19 protein-coding genes and 1 tRNA gene are annotated in these 18,923 nt (G+C 57.6%); 7 read left to right on the top strand and 13 right to left on the bottom strand.

The features are described 5' to 3' along the window. Nucleotide 1: 1 nt before the first annotated feature. The 6 genes from J2X72_RS00200 to J2X72_RS00175 form a co-directional block, all read right to left on the bottom strand. On the bottom strand, nt 2-931 hold the full coding sequence (locus tag J2X72_RS00200) for an electron transfer flavoprotein subunit alpha/FixB family protein (RefSeq protein ID WP_209999499.1): 930 nt from the start codon (nt 929-931) through the stop codon (nt 2-4). Nucleotides 932-949: 18 nt separating this feature from the next. Further along, a complete protein-coding gene (locus tag J2X72_RS00195; RefSeq protein ID WP_209999501.1) occupies nt 950-1,702 on the bottom strand; it encodes an electron transfer flavoprotein subunit beta/FixA family protein in 753 nt (250 codons plus the stop codon). A 183-nt stretch (nt 1,703-1,885) separates the two neighbouring features. Beyond that, nucleotides 1,886-2,647 (bottom strand): rhomboid family intramembrane serine protease, encoded by a 762-nt coding sequence (locus J2X72_RS00190; RefSeq protein WP_310067178.1) that lies wholly within the window; start codon nt 2,645-2,647, stop codon nt 1,886-1,888. A 34-nt stretch (nt 2,648-2,681) separates the two neighbouring features. After that, a complete protein-coding gene (locus tag J2X72_RS00185) occupies nt 2,682-3,263 on the bottom strand; it encodes a cob(I)yrinic acid a,c-diamide adenosyltransferase (RefSeq protein WP_310067175.1) in 582 nt (193 codons plus the stop codon). 4 nt (nt 3,264-3,267) lie between these two features. Further along, the gene (locus tag J2X72_RS00180) at nt 3,268-3,465 is read right to left on the bottom strand and encodes a twin transmembrane helix small protein (protein ID WP_209999507.1); all 198 of its coding nucleotides are present in this window, start codon (nt 3,463-3,465) and stop codon (nt 3,268-3,270) included. Nucleotides 3,466-3,508: 43 nt separating this feature from the next. Continuing rightward, a complete protein-coding gene (locus J2X72_RS00175; RefSeq protein ID WP_310067169.1) occupies nt 3,509-4,372 on the bottom strand; it encodes an SDR family oxidoreductase in 864 nt (287 codons plus the stop codon). 65 nt (nt 4,373-4,437) lie between these two features. Here J2X72_RS00175 and J2X72_RS00170 point away from each other — a divergent pair, with 65 nt between their 5' ends. Beyond that, a complete protein-coding gene (locus J2X72_RS00170) occupies nt 4,438-5,292 on the top strand; it encodes a YihY/virulence factor BrkB family protein (protein WP_209999509.1) in 855 nt (284 codons plus the stop codon). Here J2X72_RS00170 and J2X72_RS00165 read toward each other — a convergent pair. Both J2X72_RS00165 and gluQRS read right to left on the bottom strand, forming a co-directional pair. Beyond that, nucleotides 5,259-6,143, bottom strand: coding sequence for a DMT family transporter (locus J2X72_RS00165; protein WP_310069206.1), 885 nt, complete (start codon nt 6,141-6,143; stop codon nt 5,259-5,261). The two genes, J2X72_RS00170 and J2X72_RS00165, sit on opposite strands and share 34 nt — an antisense overlap. 67 nt (nt 6,144-6,210) lie before the next feature. Next, nucleotides 6,211-7,071, bottom strand: coding sequence for a tRNA glutamyl-Q(34) synthetase GluQRS (gluQRS, locus tag J2X72_RS00160; protein ID WP_310067164.1), 861 nt, complete (start codon nt 7,069-7,071; stop codon nt 6,211-6,213). Nucleotides 7,072-7,151: 80 nt separating this feature from the next. Between gluQRS and J2X72_RS00155 the strand changes: the two genes are divergently transcribed. Together J2X72_RS00155 and J2X72_RS00150 are read left to right on the top strand one after the other, a co-directional pair. Further along, entirely contained in the window at nt 7,152-7,796 is a 645-nt protein-coding gene (locus J2X72_RS00155) for a DNA-3-methyladenine glycosylase (protein WP_310067162.1), read from the top strand. Nucleotides 7,797-7,906: 110 nt separating this feature from the next. Beyond that, nucleotides 7,907-8,464, top strand: coding sequence for an HNH endonuclease (locus tag J2X72_RS00150; RefSeq protein WP_114431685.1), 558 nt, complete (start codon nt 7,907-7,909; stop codon nt 8,462-8,464). Between the two features lie 42 nt (nt 8,465-8,506). Here J2X72_RS00150 and J2X72_RS00145 read toward each other — a convergent pair whose 3' ends face one another. Both J2X72_RS00145 and J2X72_RS00140 read right to left on the bottom strand, forming a co-directional pair. Beyond that, the gene (locus J2X72_RS00145; RefSeq protein WP_310067155.1) at nt 8,507-9,010 is read right to left on the bottom strand and encodes a disulfide bond formation protein B; all 504 of its coding nucleotides are present in this window, start codon (nt 9,008-9,010) and stop codon (nt 8,507-8,509) included. Between the two features lie 32 nt (nt 9,011-9,042). Further along, on the bottom strand, nt 9,043-9,633 hold the full coding sequence (locus J2X72_RS00140; RefSeq protein WP_310067151.1) for a YqaA family protein: 591 nt from the start codon (nt 9,631-9,633) through the stop codon (nt 9,043-9,045). A 258-nt stretch (nt 9,634-9,891) separates the two neighbouring features. On the opposite strand from J2X72_RS00140, the gene J2X72_RS00135 reads away from it, so the two are divergent. Further along, a tRNA-Leu gene (locus J2X72_RS00135) sits at nt 9,892-9,976 on the top strand. A 310-nt stretch (nt 9,977-10,286) separates the two neighbouring features. Beyond that, nucleotides 10,287-10,649, top strand: coding sequence for a SnoaL-like domain-containing protein (locus J2X72_RS00130; RefSeq protein ID WP_209999557.1), 363 nt, complete (start codon nt 10,287-10,289; stop codon nt 10,647-10,649). 64 nt (nt 10,650-10,713) lie between these two features. On the opposite strand, the gene bspF is transcribed toward J2X72_RS00130, so the two are convergent. From bspF to secA, 3 genes are all read right to left on the bottom strand, one after another. Next, nucleotides 10,714-11,997 (bottom strand): type IV secretion system effector crotonyl transferase BspF, encoded by a 1,284-nt coding sequence (bspF, locus tag J2X72_RS00125; protein ID WP_310067146.1) that lies wholly within the window; start codon nt 11,995-11,997, stop codon nt 10,714-10,716. After that, complete coding sequence (locus J2X72_RS00120; RefSeq protein WP_310067143.1) at nt 11,997-13,412, bottom strand: lipopolysaccharide biosynthesis protein; 1,416 nt, start codon at nt 13,410-13,412, stop codon at nt 11,997-11,999. The genes bspF and J2X72_RS00120 overlap by 1 nt, the downstream gene beginning before the upstream one ends. 128 nt (nt 13,413-13,540) lie before the next feature. Then, nucleotides 13,541-16,267: a preprotein translocase subunit SecA gene (gene secA, locus J2X72_RS00115; protein WP_310067142.1), complete on the bottom strand. Its 2,727-nt coding sequence runs from the start codon at nt 16,265-16,267 to the stop codon at nt 13,541-13,543. A gap of 270 nt (nt 16,268-16,537) precedes the next feature. Here secA and J2X72_RS00110 point away from each other — a divergent pair, with 270 nt between their 5' ends. Then, complete coding sequence (locus tag J2X72_RS00110) at nt 16,538-17,455, top strand: peptidylprolyl isomerase (RefSeq protein ID WP_209999568.1); 918 nt, start codon at nt 16,538-16,540, stop codon at nt 17,453-17,455. 81 nt (nt 17,456-17,536) lie between these two features. Then, entirely contained in the window at nt 17,537-18,778 is a 1,242-nt protein-coding gene (gene argJ / locus J2X72_RS00105; RefSeq protein WP_310067137.1) for a bifunctional glutamate N-acetyltransferase/amino-acid acetyltransferase ArgJ, read from the top strand. Nucleotides 18,779-18,923: the final 145 nt, after the last annotated feature.

Raw genomic sequence — 18,923 nt, 5'->3', positions numbered from 1 at the left:
GTCAAAGTGCCTTTTCAAGCTCCGGCAGGATGACGAAGAGATCGCCGACGAGACCGTAATCAGCGACCTGGAAGATCGGGGCTTCCTCGTCCTTGTTTATGGCGACGATGACCTTCGAATCCTTCATGCCGGCCAGATGCTGGATCGCGCCGGAGATGCCGACGGCGATGTATAGATCCGGCGCCACCACCTTGCCGGTCTGGCCAACCTGCCAGTCGTTCGGAGCGTAGCCGGCATCCACCGCAGCGCGCGAGGCACCGACAGCCGCACCGAGCTTGTCGGCGACAGGAAGGATGACTTCCTTGAACTTCTCGTTCGAGCCGAGAGCACGGCCACCGGAGATGATGATGCGGGCGGACGTCAACTCTGGACGGTCGCCGCCGGAAAGCTTGGCTTCGACGAACTTCGACAGGCCGGGGTTGGCTGCAGCCGAGATGGTCTCGACGGAAGCCGAGCCACCTTCACCGGCAGCCGCGAAGGTTGCGGTGCGCACGGTGATGACCTTCGTTGCATCGGTTGCCTGTACGGTCTGGATGGCGTTGCCCGCATAGATCGGGCGCTTGAAGGTATCGGGCGAGACCACCTCGATGATGTCCGAGACCTGCATGACGTCCAGGAGGGCAGCAACACGCGGCAGGATGTTCTTGCCGTTGGTGGTCGCGGCCGCAATGATCGTGTCGTAATTGCCGGCGAGCGAAACGATGAGCGCTGCGCTTGCCTCGGCAAGGCGGTTGGCCAGATCGTCACTATCGGCGAGGAGAACCTTTTTGACGCCCGAGAGCTTTGCAGCCTGCTCGGCGACGCCCTTGGCACCTTTGCCCGCGACAAGGACGTGCACATCCGAGCCGATGGCTAGCGCCGCCGTCAGCGCCTTGGCGGTCTGGTCGGAAAGGGTCTCGTTATCGTGTTCGGCAAAAAGAAGAATAGCCATGGTGAAATTCCTTATCCTTTAAATCAGAACGCCGGCTTCGTTCTTCAGCTTGCCGATGAGTTCCGCCACATCCTTGACCTTGACGCCTGCCTTGCGGCCGCCCGGCTCTTCAGTCTTGATGACCTTGAGGCGCGGCTTGGTATCGACGCCATAATCGGCAGCGGACTTTTCATCCAGCGGCTTCTTCTTGGCCTTCATGATGTTCGGCAGCGAGGCATAACGCGGCTGGTTCAAACGGAGGTCGGTGGTGACGATAGCGGGGAGCGTGATTTCGATTGTCTGCAGACCGCCATCGACTTCGCGCGTGACCTTGGCATTGTCGCTACCGAGCTCGACCTTCGAGGCAAAGGTGCCCTGGCTCCAGCCGAGCAGCGCCGCAAGCATCTGACCGGTCTGGTTGGCATCATCGTCGATAGCCTGCTTGCCGAGGATGACCAGCTTCGGCTGTTCGGCATCGACGACGCCTTTCAGGATCTTGGCGACAGCGAGTGGCTCGACGATATCGTCGACCTTGACCAGAATACCGCGGTCGGCACCCATGGCGAGGGCGGTGCGGATGGTTTCCTGCGCCTGCGCCGGTCCGATCGATACGACGACCACTTCCTCTACCTTGCCGGCTTCCTTCAGACGAAGCGCTTCCTCGACTGCGATTTCGTCGAACGGGTTCATCGACATCTTCACATTGGCAAGTTCGACGCCGGAACCGTCGCCTTTTACCCTGATCTTCACGTTGTAATCGACTACCCGCTTTACCGGTACGAGGACTTTCATAGGGATTCCCTCTCAAATAAACGAAGGACAGATTTACCTGTCCGATGGTGCTACCCGCTTGCCGGAAGCCGACATGGAGGTGAAAAAAACGACACTGGCGCGTCTGAGTTGCGCGGGACCGTAAATATGAGCGACCTAAAGGTCAATCTGCTTACGGCAGTTCAAACGATTGAATGAAAACGATCAGCGGCCCCACTTGACCGGTTCTGCCTCGCGGGTGACGGGTTCCGGTTCTTTCTCCACCACGACGGCGCGCGGCGAGACGATAGCCCGGTCAAACAATGGCACGCTTCGGCGCTTCATGAACACGATGAGAACAGCGCCGGCGATGATGCCGCCGACATGGGCCGGCCAGGAAACCTGTTCCTGCCCGCCCCACAAAAGCATCGCGAATTGTGTCACGACCCAGAGCACGAGCGGATAGATCGCCGGGATGCGCAGGGGTATGCGCCCAAAGGCCAGCACCCAGACCCTTACGTGTGGATGCAATAGCAGATAGGCCGAGACAATGCCGGCGATGGCGCCAGAAGCACCGATGAGCGGTGCTTCTGAATCTGGCAGGATCACGCCATGCAGGAACGCTCCGGCGGCGGCGCACAGAAGATAGAAGATCAGAAACTTGATGTGGCCAAGCGCATCTTCGACGTTGTCGCCGAAAACCCAGAGGAACAGCATATTGCCGCCGAGATGGAAGATGTCGGCGTGCAGGAAAGCGTAGGTGATATAGGTGAAATCGGACGGGACGAAGTAATACCTGGCAGGCAGAACTGCCATGTCATGGATGACGGCGGGTATGTAACCGAGGCCGATCGCTGCGGCCTGGGCAGCCTCGCCGTCAACAGCCATGGCCAGATAGACAAGCACGTCGATGACGATCAGCGAAAGCGTCACATATTCCAGCTTGATGTATTTGAGACTGTTGGCGTCATGCAATGGAATGAACATCGGCGCCGGTTCCCTGCCTCAGCGATTGCGACATTTAGCGATTGTGTCCGGGCACCCATAACACGTCGCTCGCGCCATTGTCATTGACCACGCGGGCGGCGACGAAGAGAAAATCCGACACGCGGTTGATGTATTTCAGGCCGGCCGGCGTGACTGTCTCGCCAGGCTTCTGCGCGAGTTCGACCATCTGCCGCTCGGCGCGGCGCGCCACGGTGCGGGCAAGGTGCAGCGCGGCGGATGCCGGCGAGCCGCCGGGCAGCACAAAAGAGCGTAACGGTGCAAGGTTTGCGTTCAAAATGTCGATCTCCGCTTCAAGCCGCAGGACCTGGCTGTCGATAATGCGCAAGGGTTCGTAAGGGAGGGTTTGACCCGTATCGGGCGTTGCAAGATCGGCACCGAGATCGAAGAGATCGTTCTGGATGCGCATGAGCATGGCGTCCAGCTCGGGGAAGTCTTTTTCCGTATGCAGGCGCGCGAGCCCGAGACAAGAGTTTGCTTCGTCCACCGTGCCATAGGCTTCGACGCGCAAATCATGTTTCACGCGCCGTTCGCCGCTGCCGAGGCCGGTCGTGCCGTCATCGCCCGTACGCGTGTAAATCTTGTTCAGCTTGACCATATGATCAGCCTGCCGAGCGGTGGAAATAGATCGCACCGACGATGAGGATGATGGCGATCAGCTGCAGGAAGATGCGCAATTGCATCATCTTGTTGGAGAAGTTGGCGTCGCCACCCTTCATCATGTTGCGCAGTCCAATGAGGAGCACGATGGTCACCGCGGCAATCGCCACGAGGGCCAGAAATTTGAAAATGACATCCATACTCTATTCCTTGATCGTCAGACTTGCCTGCAGTCTGCTCCTGTCATGACTGGCTCGCAAGCACGCGATATAGCGCACGTGCGGATAGAAATCTGCGCGCAAAATTGGCAATTTTCGCTGGTCGCGTCACAAGATAGTGCGGTTTGGGGCGCGGACTCTCCAGCGCATGCTTCAGAACAGCGTAAACAGCCTCAGGACCAAGCTTGAAGCGCGACCTGCGACCTTCCAGCGAGAATTGACCGACGAGCTTGCGATAGACCTCGCGATGCACCGATTTTTCGACATCGATATAGCGCTCGACCTGTTGGAAGGCATGCGAGGTGAAGCGCGATTCAATTGCGCCAGGTTCAATAAGCGAGACTTCGATGCCGGAGCCTTTCAGTTCCATGCGCTGTGTCAGCATGAGACCCTCAAGCGCAAACTTCGCTGCGACATAGGCGCCGCGCCATTTCATCGGCAGGAGCCCGAGAATGGATGAGCAATGTACGATCCTGCCATGACCCTGTGCCCGCATAACCGGGACGATCAGCTGCGTGAGTTCATGCCAGCCGAAGAACGCCGCATCGAACTGTTCCCTGAGTGTTGCAACCGGAATGTCTTCGACAGCGCCGGGCAACGCATAGGCACCATTGTTGTAAAGGGCATCCAGCGTGCCGCCTGTTTCGATGAGCACTGCTTCGACCAGCGCAGAAATCGATGCGGATTTGCTGTAGTCCATGTAAAAGGCGGCCAGGCCGTCGGCCTGAAGCATTTCAATATCGGCGGGACTCCGGGCGGTTGCGAAGACGGTCCAGCCATCCTGCTTCAACGCCCGGGCACAATAGGCACCTATCCCGCTGGAACATCCTGTGATCAAAATCGTTCTAGAACGGGTCATGTTTTCCGGATGTTTTTCAATTGATTGCATGAAAAGACTTCACATATTCCCCGGCGCCTTGCAATCTGCTCAGTTGAAGGGGCGAACAATCATCAATGCGTAGGGCAAAATCTTTTCTTTGGCGTGTTGTCGTTGATACGTGGCGGCATTTCAGCACCGATGATGGGTGGGCACTCGCAAGCCATGTTGCCCTTTCGGGAATTCTCGCGCTTTTTCCATTCCTGATATTTGCGACTTCCCTCGCAAGTTTTCTTGGGGCGAGCGCCTTTACCGATACGGCTGTCCACGTGATTTTCGATACCTGGCCGGAGGTGATCGCCAAGCCGATTGCGCAGGAAGTGCGCAATGTCCTCAATATTCAGCGCGGCGGGCTTTTGACGATCAGCGTGATCGCGGCGGCCTATTTCGCCTCTAACGGTATCGAAGCGCTGCGCGTGGCGCTCAACCGTGCCTATCGCGTGATCGATACGCGCTCGATCATCTATTGCCGCCTGCAAAGCCTCGGTTATGTCATCGTCGCAACGATAGGCATCATGGCTATCAGCTTCCTGCTGATCCTGGCACCGCTCGCCATGCGTATCGCGACCATCTATATCCCGGAGCTCGTTCTCGTGTCAGGAACGATCAGTTTTTGGCGCTATTGTATTGCTTCGGCCGTGCTGATTATCGGCTTGCTGGTGGTGCATTTGTGGCTGCCGGCCGGGCATCGCCGTTTTGTCGAGATATTGCCCGGGGTCCTGTTGACGCTGCTTGCGTGGACCGTTGGTGCCACGATCTTTGCAAGCTATCTCGAAACCTTTGCAACCTATGTGTCGACTTATGCGGGCCTCGCATCGATCATGGCGGCGATCGTTTTCCTTTATATCGTCGCGGCGATCTTCATCATCGGCGCGGAAATCAACGCCGCGATCATCCGTTATTGGGAAATCGAGGAAGCCGCGCGTCTCTGACCCGTCGAGAGCGCAACGCCCAGGCTGGCAATAACCATTCCCACGAGCTGGAACGGTGTCAGTGTTTCGCCGAACAGAGCATAGGCCATCAGCGCCGTAACGCCTGGAACCAGATAGAACAGCGACGCAACCTTGGACACCGCACCCTGATTGATGAGCAGCATCAGCAGAAGCACGGCGCCGATCGACAGGACGAATACCAGCCAGAACATGGCAAATACCAATTCGCCCGACCAGATGATCGTGTGTGTCTCCAGCAACAGCGAGCATAGGCCGGTAAGGACCGCGGCGCCAAGATATTGGAGGGTGGTACCCGCCTTCAGATCGATGGTGCCGACGAAGCGTTTTTGCCAGACGGTGCCGATGCTGATGGCAACAACCGAAAAGACTGCTGCCGAAACAGTCGCCGGGGTGATGCCGCCGGCGGAAATGACGAGCTTCGGCCACAGGACCATGGCGACGCCGATGCAGCCGACGGCAAGTCCGGCCCAATGGCGCGGCTGGATGGTTTCGCCGAGTACCAGCCCCGCGAGCAGTGCCGTGATCAAGGGCTGCAGGCCAACGACGAGTGCCGACATGCCTGCGGGCAATCCATTATGGATGGCCCAGAACGCAGCGCCGAGATAGGCTCCGTGAATGAGACACCCCGCAATGATCGCGTGCATTGCACCGCGTTTACTGGGCCAATGATTACCATCGAGTACCACCCAGAGGCCGAGGATGGCGCCCGCGATCAAAAACCGTACCGTGAGGAAATAGAACGGCTCTATGTAGGGCATGGCATAGCGCGCGCCGATGAAGCCGGTGGCCCAAAGGACGACGAACAGAGCGGGAAAATAGCGGACAGGCATAGTCACGGGACCGGATCGGGAATGCATTGTGATGCTGATCTATACCCGAACGAACATCGGCGATAGATCACAACCCGACCATAGCGTGTATCTCCTGACAGGTGACACCTTCTTGCCGCAGTGAACGCAACGCGGTGTCCTTGCGGCTTTTTGAAAGTTTCTCGCCGTCGTGATCCAGGATAAGTGCATGGTGGTGATAGAGAGGGGGCGCGATATCGAACAATCGCTGCAGCAGGCGATGAACACTCGTCGCCTGGAAAAGGTCCTTGCCGCGCACGACGTGGGTGATGCCTTGCAGCGCATCGTCGATGACGACGGATAGATGATAGCTCGTCGGCATATCTTTTCGTGCAATGATGACGTCCCCCCAATCGCGGGGTGCGGCCTCAATGGTACGTCTTTCACCGGCAAGTTCGGTCCAGAAGAGTGGCTCGCCGATATGTTCGAGTGCACGGTCCATGTTCAGACGCCACGAAAACGCTTGGCCTTCACTCAAACGCCGTTCGCGCTCGACGTTTGACAGCTGCCGGTCCGTTTGCGGATAGAGCAGGGCTCCGTCCGGATCGCGCGGCCAACTCGCATTTCCGCCGAGGTTTTCGATTTCGCGTTTGATCGCGCCGCGGCTTAGAAACGATGGATAGACAAGGTCCATATCGATCAGTTTATCCAGCGCTTCGCGGTAGACAGGGAAGTGTTCCGACTGGCGGCGGACCGGCTTTTCCCAATCGAAGCCGATCCAGCGCAGATCCTCCTGCATGGTCTGTTCGAGTTCCGGGGTGCAGCGCTCCCGGTCGATATCCTCCATGCGCAGGAGCAATCTGCCGCCTGCATCGCGCGCCATCTGCTGGTTGAGCAACGCCGAATAAGCATGGCCGAGATGCAGATGGCCGTTGGGACTTGGGGCAAAACGAAATACCGGAACTGTCATGAGTGATGCGTGGCGTTCTTGCGTGGGTATCGCGGCAATTGATACGGTGTTTCCCAAACGAAGCAAAGTGAACGATTGAAATGCGCAGAATTGATACGCTGGAGGATATCGCGGAAGGACTGGATGCCTTGCTGCAAACCCACCCCGAACTTGTGGCGATAGCCGAACGCGCCGGGCCGCTGCCGCTGCGCCGCTCCGTACCGGGCTTCGAAAGCCTCGCCTCGGTGATCGTTTCGCAGCAGGTCTCCAAGGCCAGCGCCGATTCGATCTGGAAGCGGCTTGTCAGCATCGTCGACCCCCTGACACCGGAAAACTATCTTGCGGCCGGCGAGGCGGCGTGGCGGGTTGCCGGCCTATCCCGCGCCAAACAGGCGACTCTCGCCCGGATCAGCGAAGCGGTCATCGCCGGAAGACTGGACCTGACCGCTTTGGCGGACATGCCGATCGACGAGGCCATGCAGGTCATGACCAGTGTGAAGGGCATCGGTCCCTGGACAGCGGAAGTCTATCTGCTGTTTTCTGCGGGCCATGCGGATGTCTTCCCGTCGGGAGACGTCGCGCTTCAGCACGCCTATGCCCATGCCTACGGCGAATCAGTGCGGCCGGACTCCAAGGCGCTGCGGCTGTTTGCCGAGCGCTGGACGCCGTGGCGCGGTGTTGCCGCCCGACTTTTCTGGGCTTACTATGCCGCAACGCGTGGCCGTGATGGCACACCAGTGCCATGAAGTTGAAATAACGGGGTTTTTCCTCAGCAAACACCGCAATTTGCTTCACATTCCTGTCACGTCCAGCTTACAATAATGCAAGCCTGATGGTTGGATTGGGAGTTGATTCCTTGACAATAGCCGTCTCGCCGGACGGGTTACCGGCTCTGGTACTCAATGCGGACTACCGTCCGCTCAGTTATTATCCCTTGTCGCTCTGGTCCTGGCAGGACGCGATCAAGGCGGTTTTTCTTGACCGTGTGAACATCGTCGCCGAATATGAGCATGAGGTTTCCTCGCCCTCCTTCGCGATGCGGCTGCCGAGCGTGGTATCGCTCAAGACATACATCAAACCCTCCCGCAATCCAGCCTTTACCCGGTTCAACGTCTTCCTGCGCGACCGGTTCGAATGCCAATATTGCGGCTCGGAAGAAGACCTGACTTTCGACCACGTCATCCCGCGCTGCGCCGGCGGCGAAACGATCTGGGAGAATGTCGTGGCAGCCTGTTCGCCCTGCAATCTTCGCAAGGGCGGGCTGATGCCGAACCGTGCCAAAATGTGGCCGCGGCAGAAGCCCTATGAGCCGACGGTGCATGATTTGCACAATAACGGCCGGCTGTTTCCGCCAAACCATCTGCACGAAAGCTGGATGGACTATCTCTACTGGGATGTCGAACTCGAACCCTGAGACCTGTGCCGACCCCCTTCTTGGGGGAAAGACAAGTGCCGCCTACGCCTTCTTTGCGCCCCGGAAAGCAACGATCATCAGGATAAAGCTCGCGATGGCATTCCAGCCGGCAAAGGACAGGCCAAGCACGCGCAGCGCGGCCGTATCGCATGCGGGCGGGTGAATGGCGTTCATATCCTTCAGAAGATTACCCGCATCGGTGGTGATGGACATCGACACTGCGGTACAATCCGTCGGTCCCGCCCAGAATTTCCATTCGACGCCCGCATGGAAGACGGCGAGGCCGAGGCCAATGAGCATGAGGAGCCCTCCCAGTGCCAAAAGCAGGCGCGTAAGGCTCGCTGGCCATTTCAGACTGGACGAAGCAACGGCCAATGCCATCAGCGGAATGCCGGCATAATAGGGAAAGCGCTGTTCCAGGCACAGTTTGCACGGCAGATATCCGCCAACATATTGGAAGCCGAGCGCGGTCCCGACCGTGAAAACCATGGCGAGGAGAAGAAACAGAGCCGTCCTGAAATGGATGGAGGAATTGGTTGCAGTCATCGTATCTCGCGTCCTCGTTCATGGCAATCGCCTTACAATTGTGTGTAGTGGAACACTGCATAGAGCAAAATCAGGACAAGGGCTGCTGCGCCTGCAATCAGGCCAAGTCGCTTTTCGATGAAGCCGCGAATAGGCTCCCCATACCGCCTCAACAGCCAGGCCAGGAAGAAAAAGCGCGCGCCGCGCGCAAGCACCGCCGAGATAATGAACAGCCAGATATTGATGCCAGCCGCTCCGGAAAGGATCGTCACGACCTTGATGGGCGGCAGGTGGGCGAGGCCCGATGTGACGAGCAGGAGCAGGATCGCATCGGCGCTGGTCGAACCGCGCAATTGTTCGAAGGCCTCGAGCTTGCCGTACATTTCAAGGATCGGTTTCGCCAATGTTTCATAGGCGTAGTAGCCGAGCAGCCAGCCCGCTATGCCTCCAAGGACAGACGCGACGGTCGCCACCAGCGCATAACGGTAGGCGCGCTGCGGACGCGCCAGCGCCATCGGGAGGAACAGCACATCGGCGGGGACAAGGAACACCGAGCTTTCGATGAATGCAATGACGGCAAGCCAGACTTCCGCCGATTTGCGCGCAGCCAGAGACATGGTCCAATCGTATAGTCTGCGCAGCATCAAGTCGGTTCCTGTGGGGAGGCTATTTTGAAAGGTCGGGTGATCTTTAGAGCAAACCGAAACCAAATGGAATCGTTTCGCTCAATTTTTGCCAAGGCTGTTTTCCTGGCCATTGGCCTCTATTTGTCTCATGCGGGCAGGGCAACACACGACTGTGTTACATTTAAGAAATCCTCTTATTGCTGTTGACCGAAGGGTGGCTCTGCATGTATTTGGCTTTTCACGGTCGTGGGTCCACCCATGTCCGACGCTCTTGCGGCCCCCTTGGCGGAATTGGTAGACGCGCCTGACTCAAAATCAGGTTCCGAAAGGAGTGCTGGTTCGATTCCGGCAGGGGGCACCAACAGGATGATGTCCTCCAGTGCTTCCGAAAAGGCAATGCCAGCAGTCGGCACGTAGGCGAAATATTTCAGGCCGAGTACCAGAAGCGCAGCGGCAATTCTACCGACGGCAAGGTTGAGCGTCTTGTTCAAAGCGGTCAGATCAAGGTCCGAACCTTCACGGGTACAGGTCTGCGGGCCGTATAAATGCCGTTGGATGGGCGGTTTCGTTTTCCCAAAATTCAAAGTGGCGTGACCTCTTCAGAAGAACATATTCACCATCGGCGGTGAATGGTATGGTGAGAGCCTATCGCTTTGAACAGGAGACAGCACATGACAACGCTAGAACTTGCAAAGGATTTCACGAATATTCTGAAAAACGGTGATCACGAGGGCGCGGGCGCAAAATACAATTCCGACGCCATCGTAAGCTATGAAGCCATGGAAGGCCCAATGGCCGTTTGCCGTGGCAAGGATGCCGTCAAGGCCAAGGGCGAGTGGTGGCAGGCGAACCACGACGTGCATGGTGCTAACGTGGAAGGTCCATATGTCAACGGCGACCAGTTTGTTGTGCGCTTCACCATGGACGTTACACCCAAGGCTACGGGTCAGCGCATGACCATGGATGAAGTTGGAATCTATACGGTCCAGGATGGAAAGATCGTCGAGGAGCGCTTCTGCTATCTAGAAGCCTGACGCTATCCTGGCAACGCCAAATGCACAGCGACGCTCTCTCCGCATGACCTGACAATAACCCGGCCTACTTCCGGCCCGTCAAATTCCGCAGGCGTTCGCGGACGAGACGCGCGATATTCTGCGTGCGCCGGTAAAGGTGAAGCTGGGAAGCCGCCTGACGGGCGGCGCGGTCGGCGGCGGGTGTCAGCCCGATCACCAGCGTGCCAACCGGTTCACGTTCCATGAACAGGCGCGATGCGACAGGATGGTCAGGTACGGCGCAGGAATCCGTCCGATCGATGTTCGGATCGTCCAGATGGTTTTTCAGCATCTCGATCATCAGGAGAACGCCGGGCGAATAGGCTGCGAGACTTTCGTCATAGGCGGTTTTCCACGTCCACGCTTCGCCGGCCTCGACGAAGACCACGAGAACGGCGATGGTCTTGCCGTCGAGTTCGAGTGTGTGGATGCGAGCAAGATCGCGGGTCGCGAGGTTGTTGACCGCCTCGCGGGCAAAGGCAGCCCGGAAACGGTCGACCGCCATGGCGGAGCCGCGCTGGCCTTTCCAGCCGCTGGCTTCGAGCACGAGAAAATCCTCCAGCCGCACGCGGATATCTTCTTCGCTGCGGCTGACGGTATAGGTCAGCTTGCCCTTATCGGCGAGGCGGCGCCACAGCCGGCGATATTCCTTGGCATGTTTGGCACCAATTGCAGCACGCAAATACTCTTCGCCTTCCTTGGTGCTTTCAAGGAAGGGCCGCTCGACCTGGTTGACGGTCACCATCGTAAGATTGCGATCCAGCGCGATGGCGCGGATCAGCTGTGCCGCGGTGCGGTTCAGCAGTATGTCCGGCAGCACCAGAATTTCGGGGAACTTCAGGTGCTTGCGCCCCAGCATGTCGAACAGGTCATTGAGCACGCCGACCGGATCGTCCCGGTCGATCAACGGCGTACCCTGCGGCCCGAAGGGCGTGGCCCAGGCGCGGATGATGGAAGCCGTCACATTGAACCCCGGCCGCTCGATCGTATAGGGCATGAGGAAGCGCAGACGGCTCTTCACATCGTTTTCGTCGCGCATGACCATGAAGCGGACCTGCCGGTCGTCGAGACGTGGCATTGCGGGGGCGAGGAAACGCGGATTGAAGAAGATGTTCGGTTCGACCGTGCGATAGGTCAGATATTCGAGTTCATCGAGCAGTTCGAAACCGGCAGAGGCAGAATAGACGGAAAGCTTGCGTGGAACGGCACGCGTGCCCAGGGTTTCCTCGAGCTGCTTGCTTGCCTCGTGCGACTCGAAGCCCGAGAGCTGGGAGAGAATCTGCGAGGACGGGCCTCCGGCAAGTTCTTCGAGAAGCGGTATGGCTGCCATCAGACTTCTTCCTTGGCAGCGTCTGTCCTGCCCGCAAAAACGAACATCGTAATGTTCAGACGATTGTAAACAGTCAGCGCCAGCGTCACCGCTTCAAACACCATCGAGAATGCAGTCGCAAAAGCGGCACCGGCAAGGCCGTAGGCCGGTATCAATACAATGCTGAGACAGATATTAACAATCAGTGTGACCGCATAGACCATGGCGCAGATTTTCTGCTTGCCGGCCATATTGAGGAGGCTTTCCGCAGGACCGACCGAAGCGCGGGCGACGACACCGATCACCAGAATGAACAACAGCGGATAACCATCGGTAAACTGGGCGCCAAAGAGCAGAAGCAGCGGCTTGCCGAGAACGAGAAGGATGAGCGCCATAGCCAAGGATGGCCAGAAGGTCCAGCGCGCCGTATCGCTGGCAAATTGCGCAAGCTGGTCATGATCATGGGTATGCATCAACTCGGCATAGCGCTGGGCGGCACCCGCCTTGACCGAGAAATAGACGAAATGGACCAATGCGAGCAATTTGACCGTCGCGAAATAGGTCGCGACCTTGTCCGGATCCATAAAGCGGCCGACCATCAGGACGTCGGCATTGGTCAAAAGGAAGAAGAATCCTTCGACCAGAAAGATCGGCAGCGAGACCGCGAACCATTCTCCAAAACGGATCGCTTTTGGACCGGCCGATACAACCTCCTTGAACCTGTGATTGACGACGGATAATTGCACCAAAGAGGTCATATAGGTTGCTATGATGGCCGATATCACCGCTGCGACTGCTGTCGGCGGGAAGCCCGCGATATGGGCGATGGTCATGATGACAAGGGTGAGAATTGGACGGATGATATAGGTCGGCGTCAACGCGACCAATGCCCAGGATCGTGACCGGGCGGTTCCGTCCAGCGTATCGCCGAGCGCTATCATCGGCAGGCAGATGAAGCCGATGATGAAGGGCGCGACGTAGTAGGATTCGATTGCATCGCGCAAGAAATAGACGCCGGCAGCGCCGATGATCGCGATGCAGGTTGTCAGGCCAAGCGCGAATATCTTGCTCGTGAACAAAATGCCGCGCAGGTGATCAAGCTGGCCATGTTCCAGATATTCCGGCACGAAGCGGATGACACTGGTCTGGAAACCCAGGCAGGAGAGATTCCCGAGAATAACGACCGTCACCCAGACAAGGACGAAAATGCCGTATTCGAACTGGCCCATCCAGCGTGCGAAGATGACCTGCGACACGAGTGCGATGGCGGCGCTGATGATACGGATGGAAAAGGCGATGAGTGACACGCGCTGCGCTGCGGCGTGCTCCATTGAACCGTCAAACAGCTGGTCGCAGCGGACGAGCAACGGACGGAGCTGCTTTGACAGTTTCCCCGGCAGATACCGGTCTGCAGCTTTGACCGCAGAAATTCGCAATGGCAGCTCCACTCGTTTCCAATGAAAGACGCTTACTGCGTAAACGTTTAGAAACGGTTCGGAAAGTCAACGGCTTGTGCAGTTGGAGGAAGAGAAAAGGCCGCGTTGGGACGCGGCCTTCGGGTGTGTCAGACGAAAGCGCCGTGGCAATGCTTGTATTTCTTGCCCGAACCGCAAGGGCAGGCCTCATTGCGGCCAACCTTGCCCCACGTCTGCGGATTATTCGGATCGCGATCCTTCGGATCGACGACGCGCAAATCCTGCTGTACCGCAAGAGCACTGCCGCCACCGAAATCGTCCTCACCCGTGAGGCCATCGAGGTGATGTGCTTCCATCACCGGCAATTCCGGCTCAGGCGCGCTTGCGGCTTCGCGCACGAGCTCCACGCGCATCAGCTGGCTCGTGACGTTCTGGCGTAAATTGGCAAGAAGCGTCTGGAAGAGCTCGAACCCCTCGCTCTTGTACTCATTGAGCGGGTCGCGCTGGGCGTAACCGCGGAAGCCGACGACCGAACGAAGATGGTCGAGATTGACCAGGTGTTCGCGCCACAGGGCATCGAGGGTCTGCAAAATGACAGACTTCTCGACATAGGCCATGATTTCCGGACCAAAGCGCTCGGCACGATCGGCGGCTGCCTTCTCAACGGCTTCCGTCAGACGCTCCCGGATATCGTCCGGCGTAATGCCGTCTTCAAGGGCCCATTCGGTGATCGGCAGGTTGAGATTGAGAATATTGCGCACATCCTCGTCGAGTTCGGCGATCTTCCATTGTTCCGCGTAAGCGCCTTCGGGCGTGTAGCGTGCGAGCAGATCGTCCACCACATCCTCGCGCATTTCCCTGGTGGTCTGGCTGAGATCGGTGCTGTCCATCAGTTCGATGCGTTGTTCGAAGATGACCTTGCGCTGATCATTCATCACGTCATCATATTTCAGAAGGTTCTTGCGGATATCGAAGTTGCGCGCCTCGACCTTTTTCTGCGCTTTTTCCAGCGCCTTGTTGATCCAGGGATGGACGATGGCTTCGTCTTCCTTGAGGCCAAGCTTCTGCAGCATGCCATCCATGCGTTCGGAGCCGAAAATCCGCATCAGATCGTCCTGCAGCGACAGAAAGAACTTCGAGCGCCCGGGATCGCCCTGACGGCCTGAACGGCCGCGCAACTGATTGTCGATGCGGCGGCTTTCATGGCGTTCGGTCGCAAGAACGTAAAGCCCGCCAGCCGCAAGTGCCTTTTCCTTGAGCTTGGCGATATCCGCCCGGATCGCCGCTTCTTTTGCCTTGCGCTCTTCGCCCTCGGCCATATCGTCGAGTTCGCGTGCTATGCGCATTTCCAGATTGCCGCCTAGCTGAATGTCGGTACCACGACCTGCCATGTTGGTGGCGATGGTGATTGCACCCGGTACGCCGGCTTGCGCGACGATATGGGCTTCCTGCTCATGATAGCGCGCATTCAAAACCTGGAAGTCCTTGAAACCTTCCTTGCGCAAGCGTTCAGCCAATTGCTCGGATTTTTCGATCGACGTAGTGCCAACGAGAACAGGCTGGCCCTTGGCCGTGGCTTCACGAATATCGCGAACGATCGCCTTGTATTTTTCCTCGACGGTGCGGTAGACCTCGTCGTCCTCGTCGAGACGCTGAACCGGAAGATTGGTCGGAATTTCCGTTACTTCGAGACCATAGATGTTGCCGAATTCTTCCGCTTCGGTGGAAGCTGTACCGGTCATGCCGGCAAGTTTCTTATACATGCGGAAATAGTTCTGGAAGGTGATCGAAGCCAGTGTCTGGTTTTCCGGCTGGATCGTCACATGTTCCTTGGCTTCAAGCGCCTGGTGCAAGCCTTCCGAGAAACGGCGGCCCGGCATCATACGGCCGGTGAACTCATCGATGATAACGATTTCGTCGTTGCGAACGATGTAGTCCTTGTCCTTCTGGAAGAGCTTGTGCGCCCGCAATGCATTGTTGACGTGGTGGACGACGGCAACGTTTTCGATATCGTAAAGGCCTTCGCCCTTGAGATGGCCGGCTTCCTTCAGGAGGTTTTCGAGCTTCTCGGTCCCCTCTTCCGTAAAGATCGCAGTCTTCTGCTTCTCGTCGATCTCATAGTCTTCAGGGTTCAATGGTTTGATAAACGTATCGATGAGATTGTAGAAATCGGACCGGTCGTCGAGCGGTCCGGAAATGATCAGTGGCGTGCGCGCTTCATCGACGAGGATCGAATCCACTTCGTCGACGATCGCGTAGTTGTGCGGACGCTGCACCATCTGGGCGCGCTCATATTTCATATTGTCGCGCAGGTAGTCGAAGCCGAGTTCGTTGTTGGTGGCGTAAGTGATATCGGCGTTATAGGCCTTGGCACGCTCTTCATCGTCGAGACCATGCACGATGATGCCATAGGAGAGGCCGAGGAAATTATAAATCTGGCCCATCCAGTGCGCATCGCGGGTGGCGAGGTAGTCGTTCACGGTGACGACATGAACGCCTTTGCCTTCCAGCGCATTCAGATAGACCGGCAGGGTAGCGACAAGCGTTTTGCCTTCGCCGGTGCGCATTTCGGAAATGCCGCCATTGTGCAGAACCATGCCGCCGATCAACTGGACATCGAACGGGCGCATGCCAAGAACACGCTTGGCAGCCTCACGTGCCACGGCGAATGCCGGAACAAGGAGATCGTCGAGCTTGGTGCCATTGGCGAGCTTTTCGCGAAATTCCGCGGTTTTTGCCTTGAGCTCTTCGTCGGTAAGCGACGAGATTTCTGCCTCAAGCGCATTGATCTGGTCAACGCGGGGTTTGAAGCTGCGGACGCGGCGCTCATTCGAGGAGCCGAAAATCTTGCGGGCGAGGCCGCCGAAACTGACCATCCCTGGTCCTCTCTATAATACGTTTTGCCAGCAACTGTGGCATTTGAGGCATCCAAAACCTGACATTCAAGACGCCTGATACATTACGGACACCAAGCCCAAGGTATAAGTCTATCTGTTGCCAAGCTATCTGGACGCAAAGCCGATGGACAGATAAGAGGGGGCACGAATGATGTCAATGTTGAAGCAACAAGCGATCGATCGCAGCCTCATGGCAAAATTCTGCCGTATTCATACCCCGTACCGGTCCTCCCAAGGAGAAATTGACCCATGAACCAATTGCGTAAAACCCTTTCATTAATGACTGTCGCTGCACTTTTGACCGGTATATCCTCTGTGGCAATGGCCCAGGAAGCCGGTAAAACGGAACCAGCCAAGCCAGATGCCGCACAGGCGGATACTGCCAAGGCCGATCCCGACAAAGTGCTTGCAACGATCAACGGCAGCAAGATCACCAACAAGGATGTAGACCAGATTTCTGCGGACCTCGATCCGCAATTTGCCAAGCTGCCTGACGACCAGCGGCGATTGGCCGCCCTGGCTGCCATTATCGACATCAAGTCGCTTGCGGCCAAGGCTGAGGCCGAAAAGCTTGACCAGACCCCTGAATTCCAGGCTCGTCTCGAGTTCCTCAAGGACCGCGCCCTGCACAATGACTACTTCAAGCAGCAAGTTGTCGACAAAATCACCGACGCTGACATTCGCGCCCGCTACGATAAGGAAATCGCAGCGATGCCGCCACAAAATGAAGTCCGCGCCCGTCACATTCTGGTGAAGACCAAGGAAGAGGCCGAAGCCATCATCAAGCAGCTCGATGGCGGAGCAAAATTCGAAGACGTCGCCAAGGAGAAGTCGACGGACGGCTCCGCTGCCCAGGGCGGCGACCTCGGTTACTTCGGACCAGGACAGATGGTGCCGGAGTTTGACAAGGCAGCCAATGCGCTGGAAGTCGGCCAGTACACCAAAGAACCCGTACAGACCCAGTTCGGCTTCCATGTGATCAAGCTCGAAGACAAGCGCACCCAACAGCCGCCGGCGTTCGATCAGGTCAAGGACCAGGTGAAATCCATCCTCATTCGCGAGAAGTACATGGAGCTGGTCAAGAAGGACCGCGGCGACTTGAAGATCGAATATACCGATCCGGCAACGGAAGCGGCGATCAAGGCTGCAACCGAAGCCCAGCAGTAACACTATAAGACCCGGTGCAAGTCGCCGGGTCTTCCTTCGGTAATTTGTGACCTGTCAAAAAAGCGCTTCTTGAGGTAGCCGATGTCCACATCCGTCTCTCCGCTGGCTCCGAAACATTATCCGACCATGCCGGAAATCCACGGAGTAAAGATCGCCACAGCTGAAGCCGGTATCAAATACAAGAGCCGGACAGATGTTTTGCTCATCGTATTCGATCGGCCAACGGCGGTGGCCGGTGTATTCACACGGTCCAAATGCCCTTCGGCAGCCGTGGATTACTGCCGTACAAGTCTTGAGGGTGGCACGGCGCGGGCCGTCGTTGTCAATTCCGGCAATGCCAATGCATTTACCGGGAAAAAGGGTCGCGAGTCTGCCAAGTTGACCGCTGCAGCGGCCGCCAAGGCTGTGGGATGCAAGCCTCATCAGGTTTTTCTGGCCTCGACCGGCGTGATCGGTGAGCCGCTCGATGCGGGTAAATTCAGCCATCTTTTGACGGACATGACGAAGAATGCCGTTGCCGAGCGCTGGCAAGATGCCGCGAGCGCCATCATGACGACCGACACATTTCCCAAGGTCGCAACCGAAACAGTACTCCTGGGCCGCGTGCCGGTGACAATAAACGGCATCGCCAAAGGTGCTGGCATGATCGCGCCGGATATGGCCACGATGCTGTCTTTCGTAGCCACCGATGCGCCGATCGCGGCCGATGTGCTGCAGAAGCTCCTGTCGAAATCCGTGGGCAAGAGTTTCAATTCCGTGACCGTCGACAGCGATACATCGACATCCGACACACTGCTGCTTTTCGCCACCGGGGCGGCTGCCGAGCGGGGCGCCGCGCCGGTTACGAAGCTCAAGGACAAGCGTCTCAAGCCTTTCGCCAAAGCGCTTGACCGCGTTCTGAAGGATCTCGCGCTGCAAGTGGTGCGCGACGGCGAGGGCGCACGCAAGATGCTCGAAATCAGCGTAACGGGTGCAACCTCCGCGCGATCTGCCAAACGCATTGCGTTGTCCATTGCAAATTCGCCGCTGGTCAAGACAGCTGCTGCTGGCGAGGACGCCAATTGGGGCCGCGTCGTCATGGCCGTCGGCAAGGCGGGCGAACCGGCGGACCGCGACCGGCTGGCGATCTGGTTCGGGGATATCCGCGTGGCCCGCGAAGGCGAGCGCGATCCGGACTATTCGGAAGAAGCGACCTCCGCCTATATGAAGAATGACGATATCAAGATCCGTGTCGACATCGGTCTCGGCAAAGGCAAGGCGATTGTCTGGACCTGTGACCTGACCAAGGAATATGTGGCGATCAATGGCGATTATCGCAGCTGAAAGCCCTCCGAAAATTCGCCATGACGTGCAGCAAATGGCGCTTTTTTCCGCTCCGATGCCCACGTACCCAATTTGCGCTGCGCTTGGGTGCTCGAAAAAAACATTTATGCCACGCCCTGACGAATTTTCGCTTCGGCTTTAGTAG

This window comes from Phyllobacterium sp. 1468, from assembly GCF_031455525.1.
Classification (GTDB): Bacteria; Pseudomonadota; Alphaproteobacteria; order Rhizobiales; family Rhizobiaceae; genus Phyllobacterium.
This window is presented reverse-complemented; position numbering and strand designations above follow the sequence as displayed.

What these genes read in the sequence shown, in the direction of transcription:
- J2X72_RS00195 (WP_209999501.1), bottom strand. Translation starts at nt 1,702, where the DNA reads ATGAAAGTCCTCGTACCGGTAAAGCGGGTAGTCGATTACAACGTGAAG.
- J2X72_RS00170 (WP_209999509.1), top strand. Translation starts at nt 4,438, where the DNA reads ATGCGTAGGGCAAAATCTTTTCTTTGGCGTGTTGTCGTTGATACGTGG.
- J2X72_RS00140 (WP_310067151.1), bottom strand. Translation starts at nt 9,633, where the DNA reads ATGCTGCGCAGACTATACGATTGGACCATGTCTCTGGCTGCGCGCAAA.
- J2X72_RS00165 (WP_310069206.1), bottom strand. Translation starts at nt 6,143, where the DNA reads ATGCCTGTCCGCTATTTTCCCGCTCTGTTCGTCGTCCTTTGGGCCACC.
- secA (WP_310067142.1), bottom strand. Translation starts at nt 16,267, where the DNA reads ATGGTCAGTTTCGGCGGCCTCGCCCGCAAGATTTTCGGCTCCTCGAAT.
- J2X72_RS00180 (WP_209999507.1), bottom strand. Translation starts at nt 3,465, where the DNA reads ATGGATGTCATTTTCAAATTTCTGGCCCTCGTGGCGATTGCCGCGGTG.
- J2X72_RS00110 (WP_209999568.1), top strand. Translation starts at nt 16,538, where the DNA reads ATGAACCAATTGCGTAAAACCCTTTCATTAATGACTGTCGCTGCACTT.
- argJ (WP_310067137.1), top strand. Translation starts at nt 17,537, where the DNA reads ATGTCCACATCCGTCTCTCCGCTGGCTCCGAAACATTATCCGACCATG.
- gluQRS (WP_310067164.1), bottom strand. Translation starts at nt 7,071, where the DNA reads ATGACAGTTCCGGTATTTCGTTTTGCCCCAAGTCCCAACGGCCATCTG.
- J2X72_RS00185 (WP_310067175.1), bottom strand. Translation starts at nt 3,263, where the DNA reads ATGGTCAAGCTGAACAAGATTTACACGCGTACGGGCGATGACGGCACG.
- J2X72_RS00130 (WP_209999557.1), top strand. Translation starts at nt 10,287, where the DNA reads ATGACAACGCTAGAACTTGCAAAGGATTTCACGAATATTCTGAAAAAC.
- J2X72_RS00145 (WP_310067155.1), bottom strand. Translation starts at nt 9,010, where the DNA reads ATGACTGCAACCAATTCCTCCATCCATTTCAGGACGGCTCTGTTTCTT.
- J2X72_RS00175 (WP_310067169.1), bottom strand. Translation starts at nt 4,372, where the DNA reads ATGCAATCAATTGAAAAACATCCGGAAAACATGACCCGTTCTAGAACG.
- bspF (WP_310067146.1), bottom strand. Translation starts at nt 11,997, where the DNA reads ATGGCAGCCATACCGCTTCTCGAAGAACTTGCCGGAGGCCCGTCCTCG.
- J2X72_RS00200 (WP_209999499.1), bottom strand. Translation starts at nt 931, where the DNA reads ATGGCTATTCTTCTTTTTGCCGAACACGATAACGAGACCCTTTCCGAC.
- J2X72_RS00155 (WP_310067162.1), top strand. Translation starts at nt 7,152, where the DNA reads ATGCGCAGAATTGATACGCTGGAGGATATCGCGGAAGGACTGGATGCC.
- J2X72_RS00190 (WP_310067178.1), bottom strand. Translation starts at nt 2,647, where the DNA reads ATGTTCATTCCATTGCATGACGCCAACAGTCTCAAATACATCAAGCTG.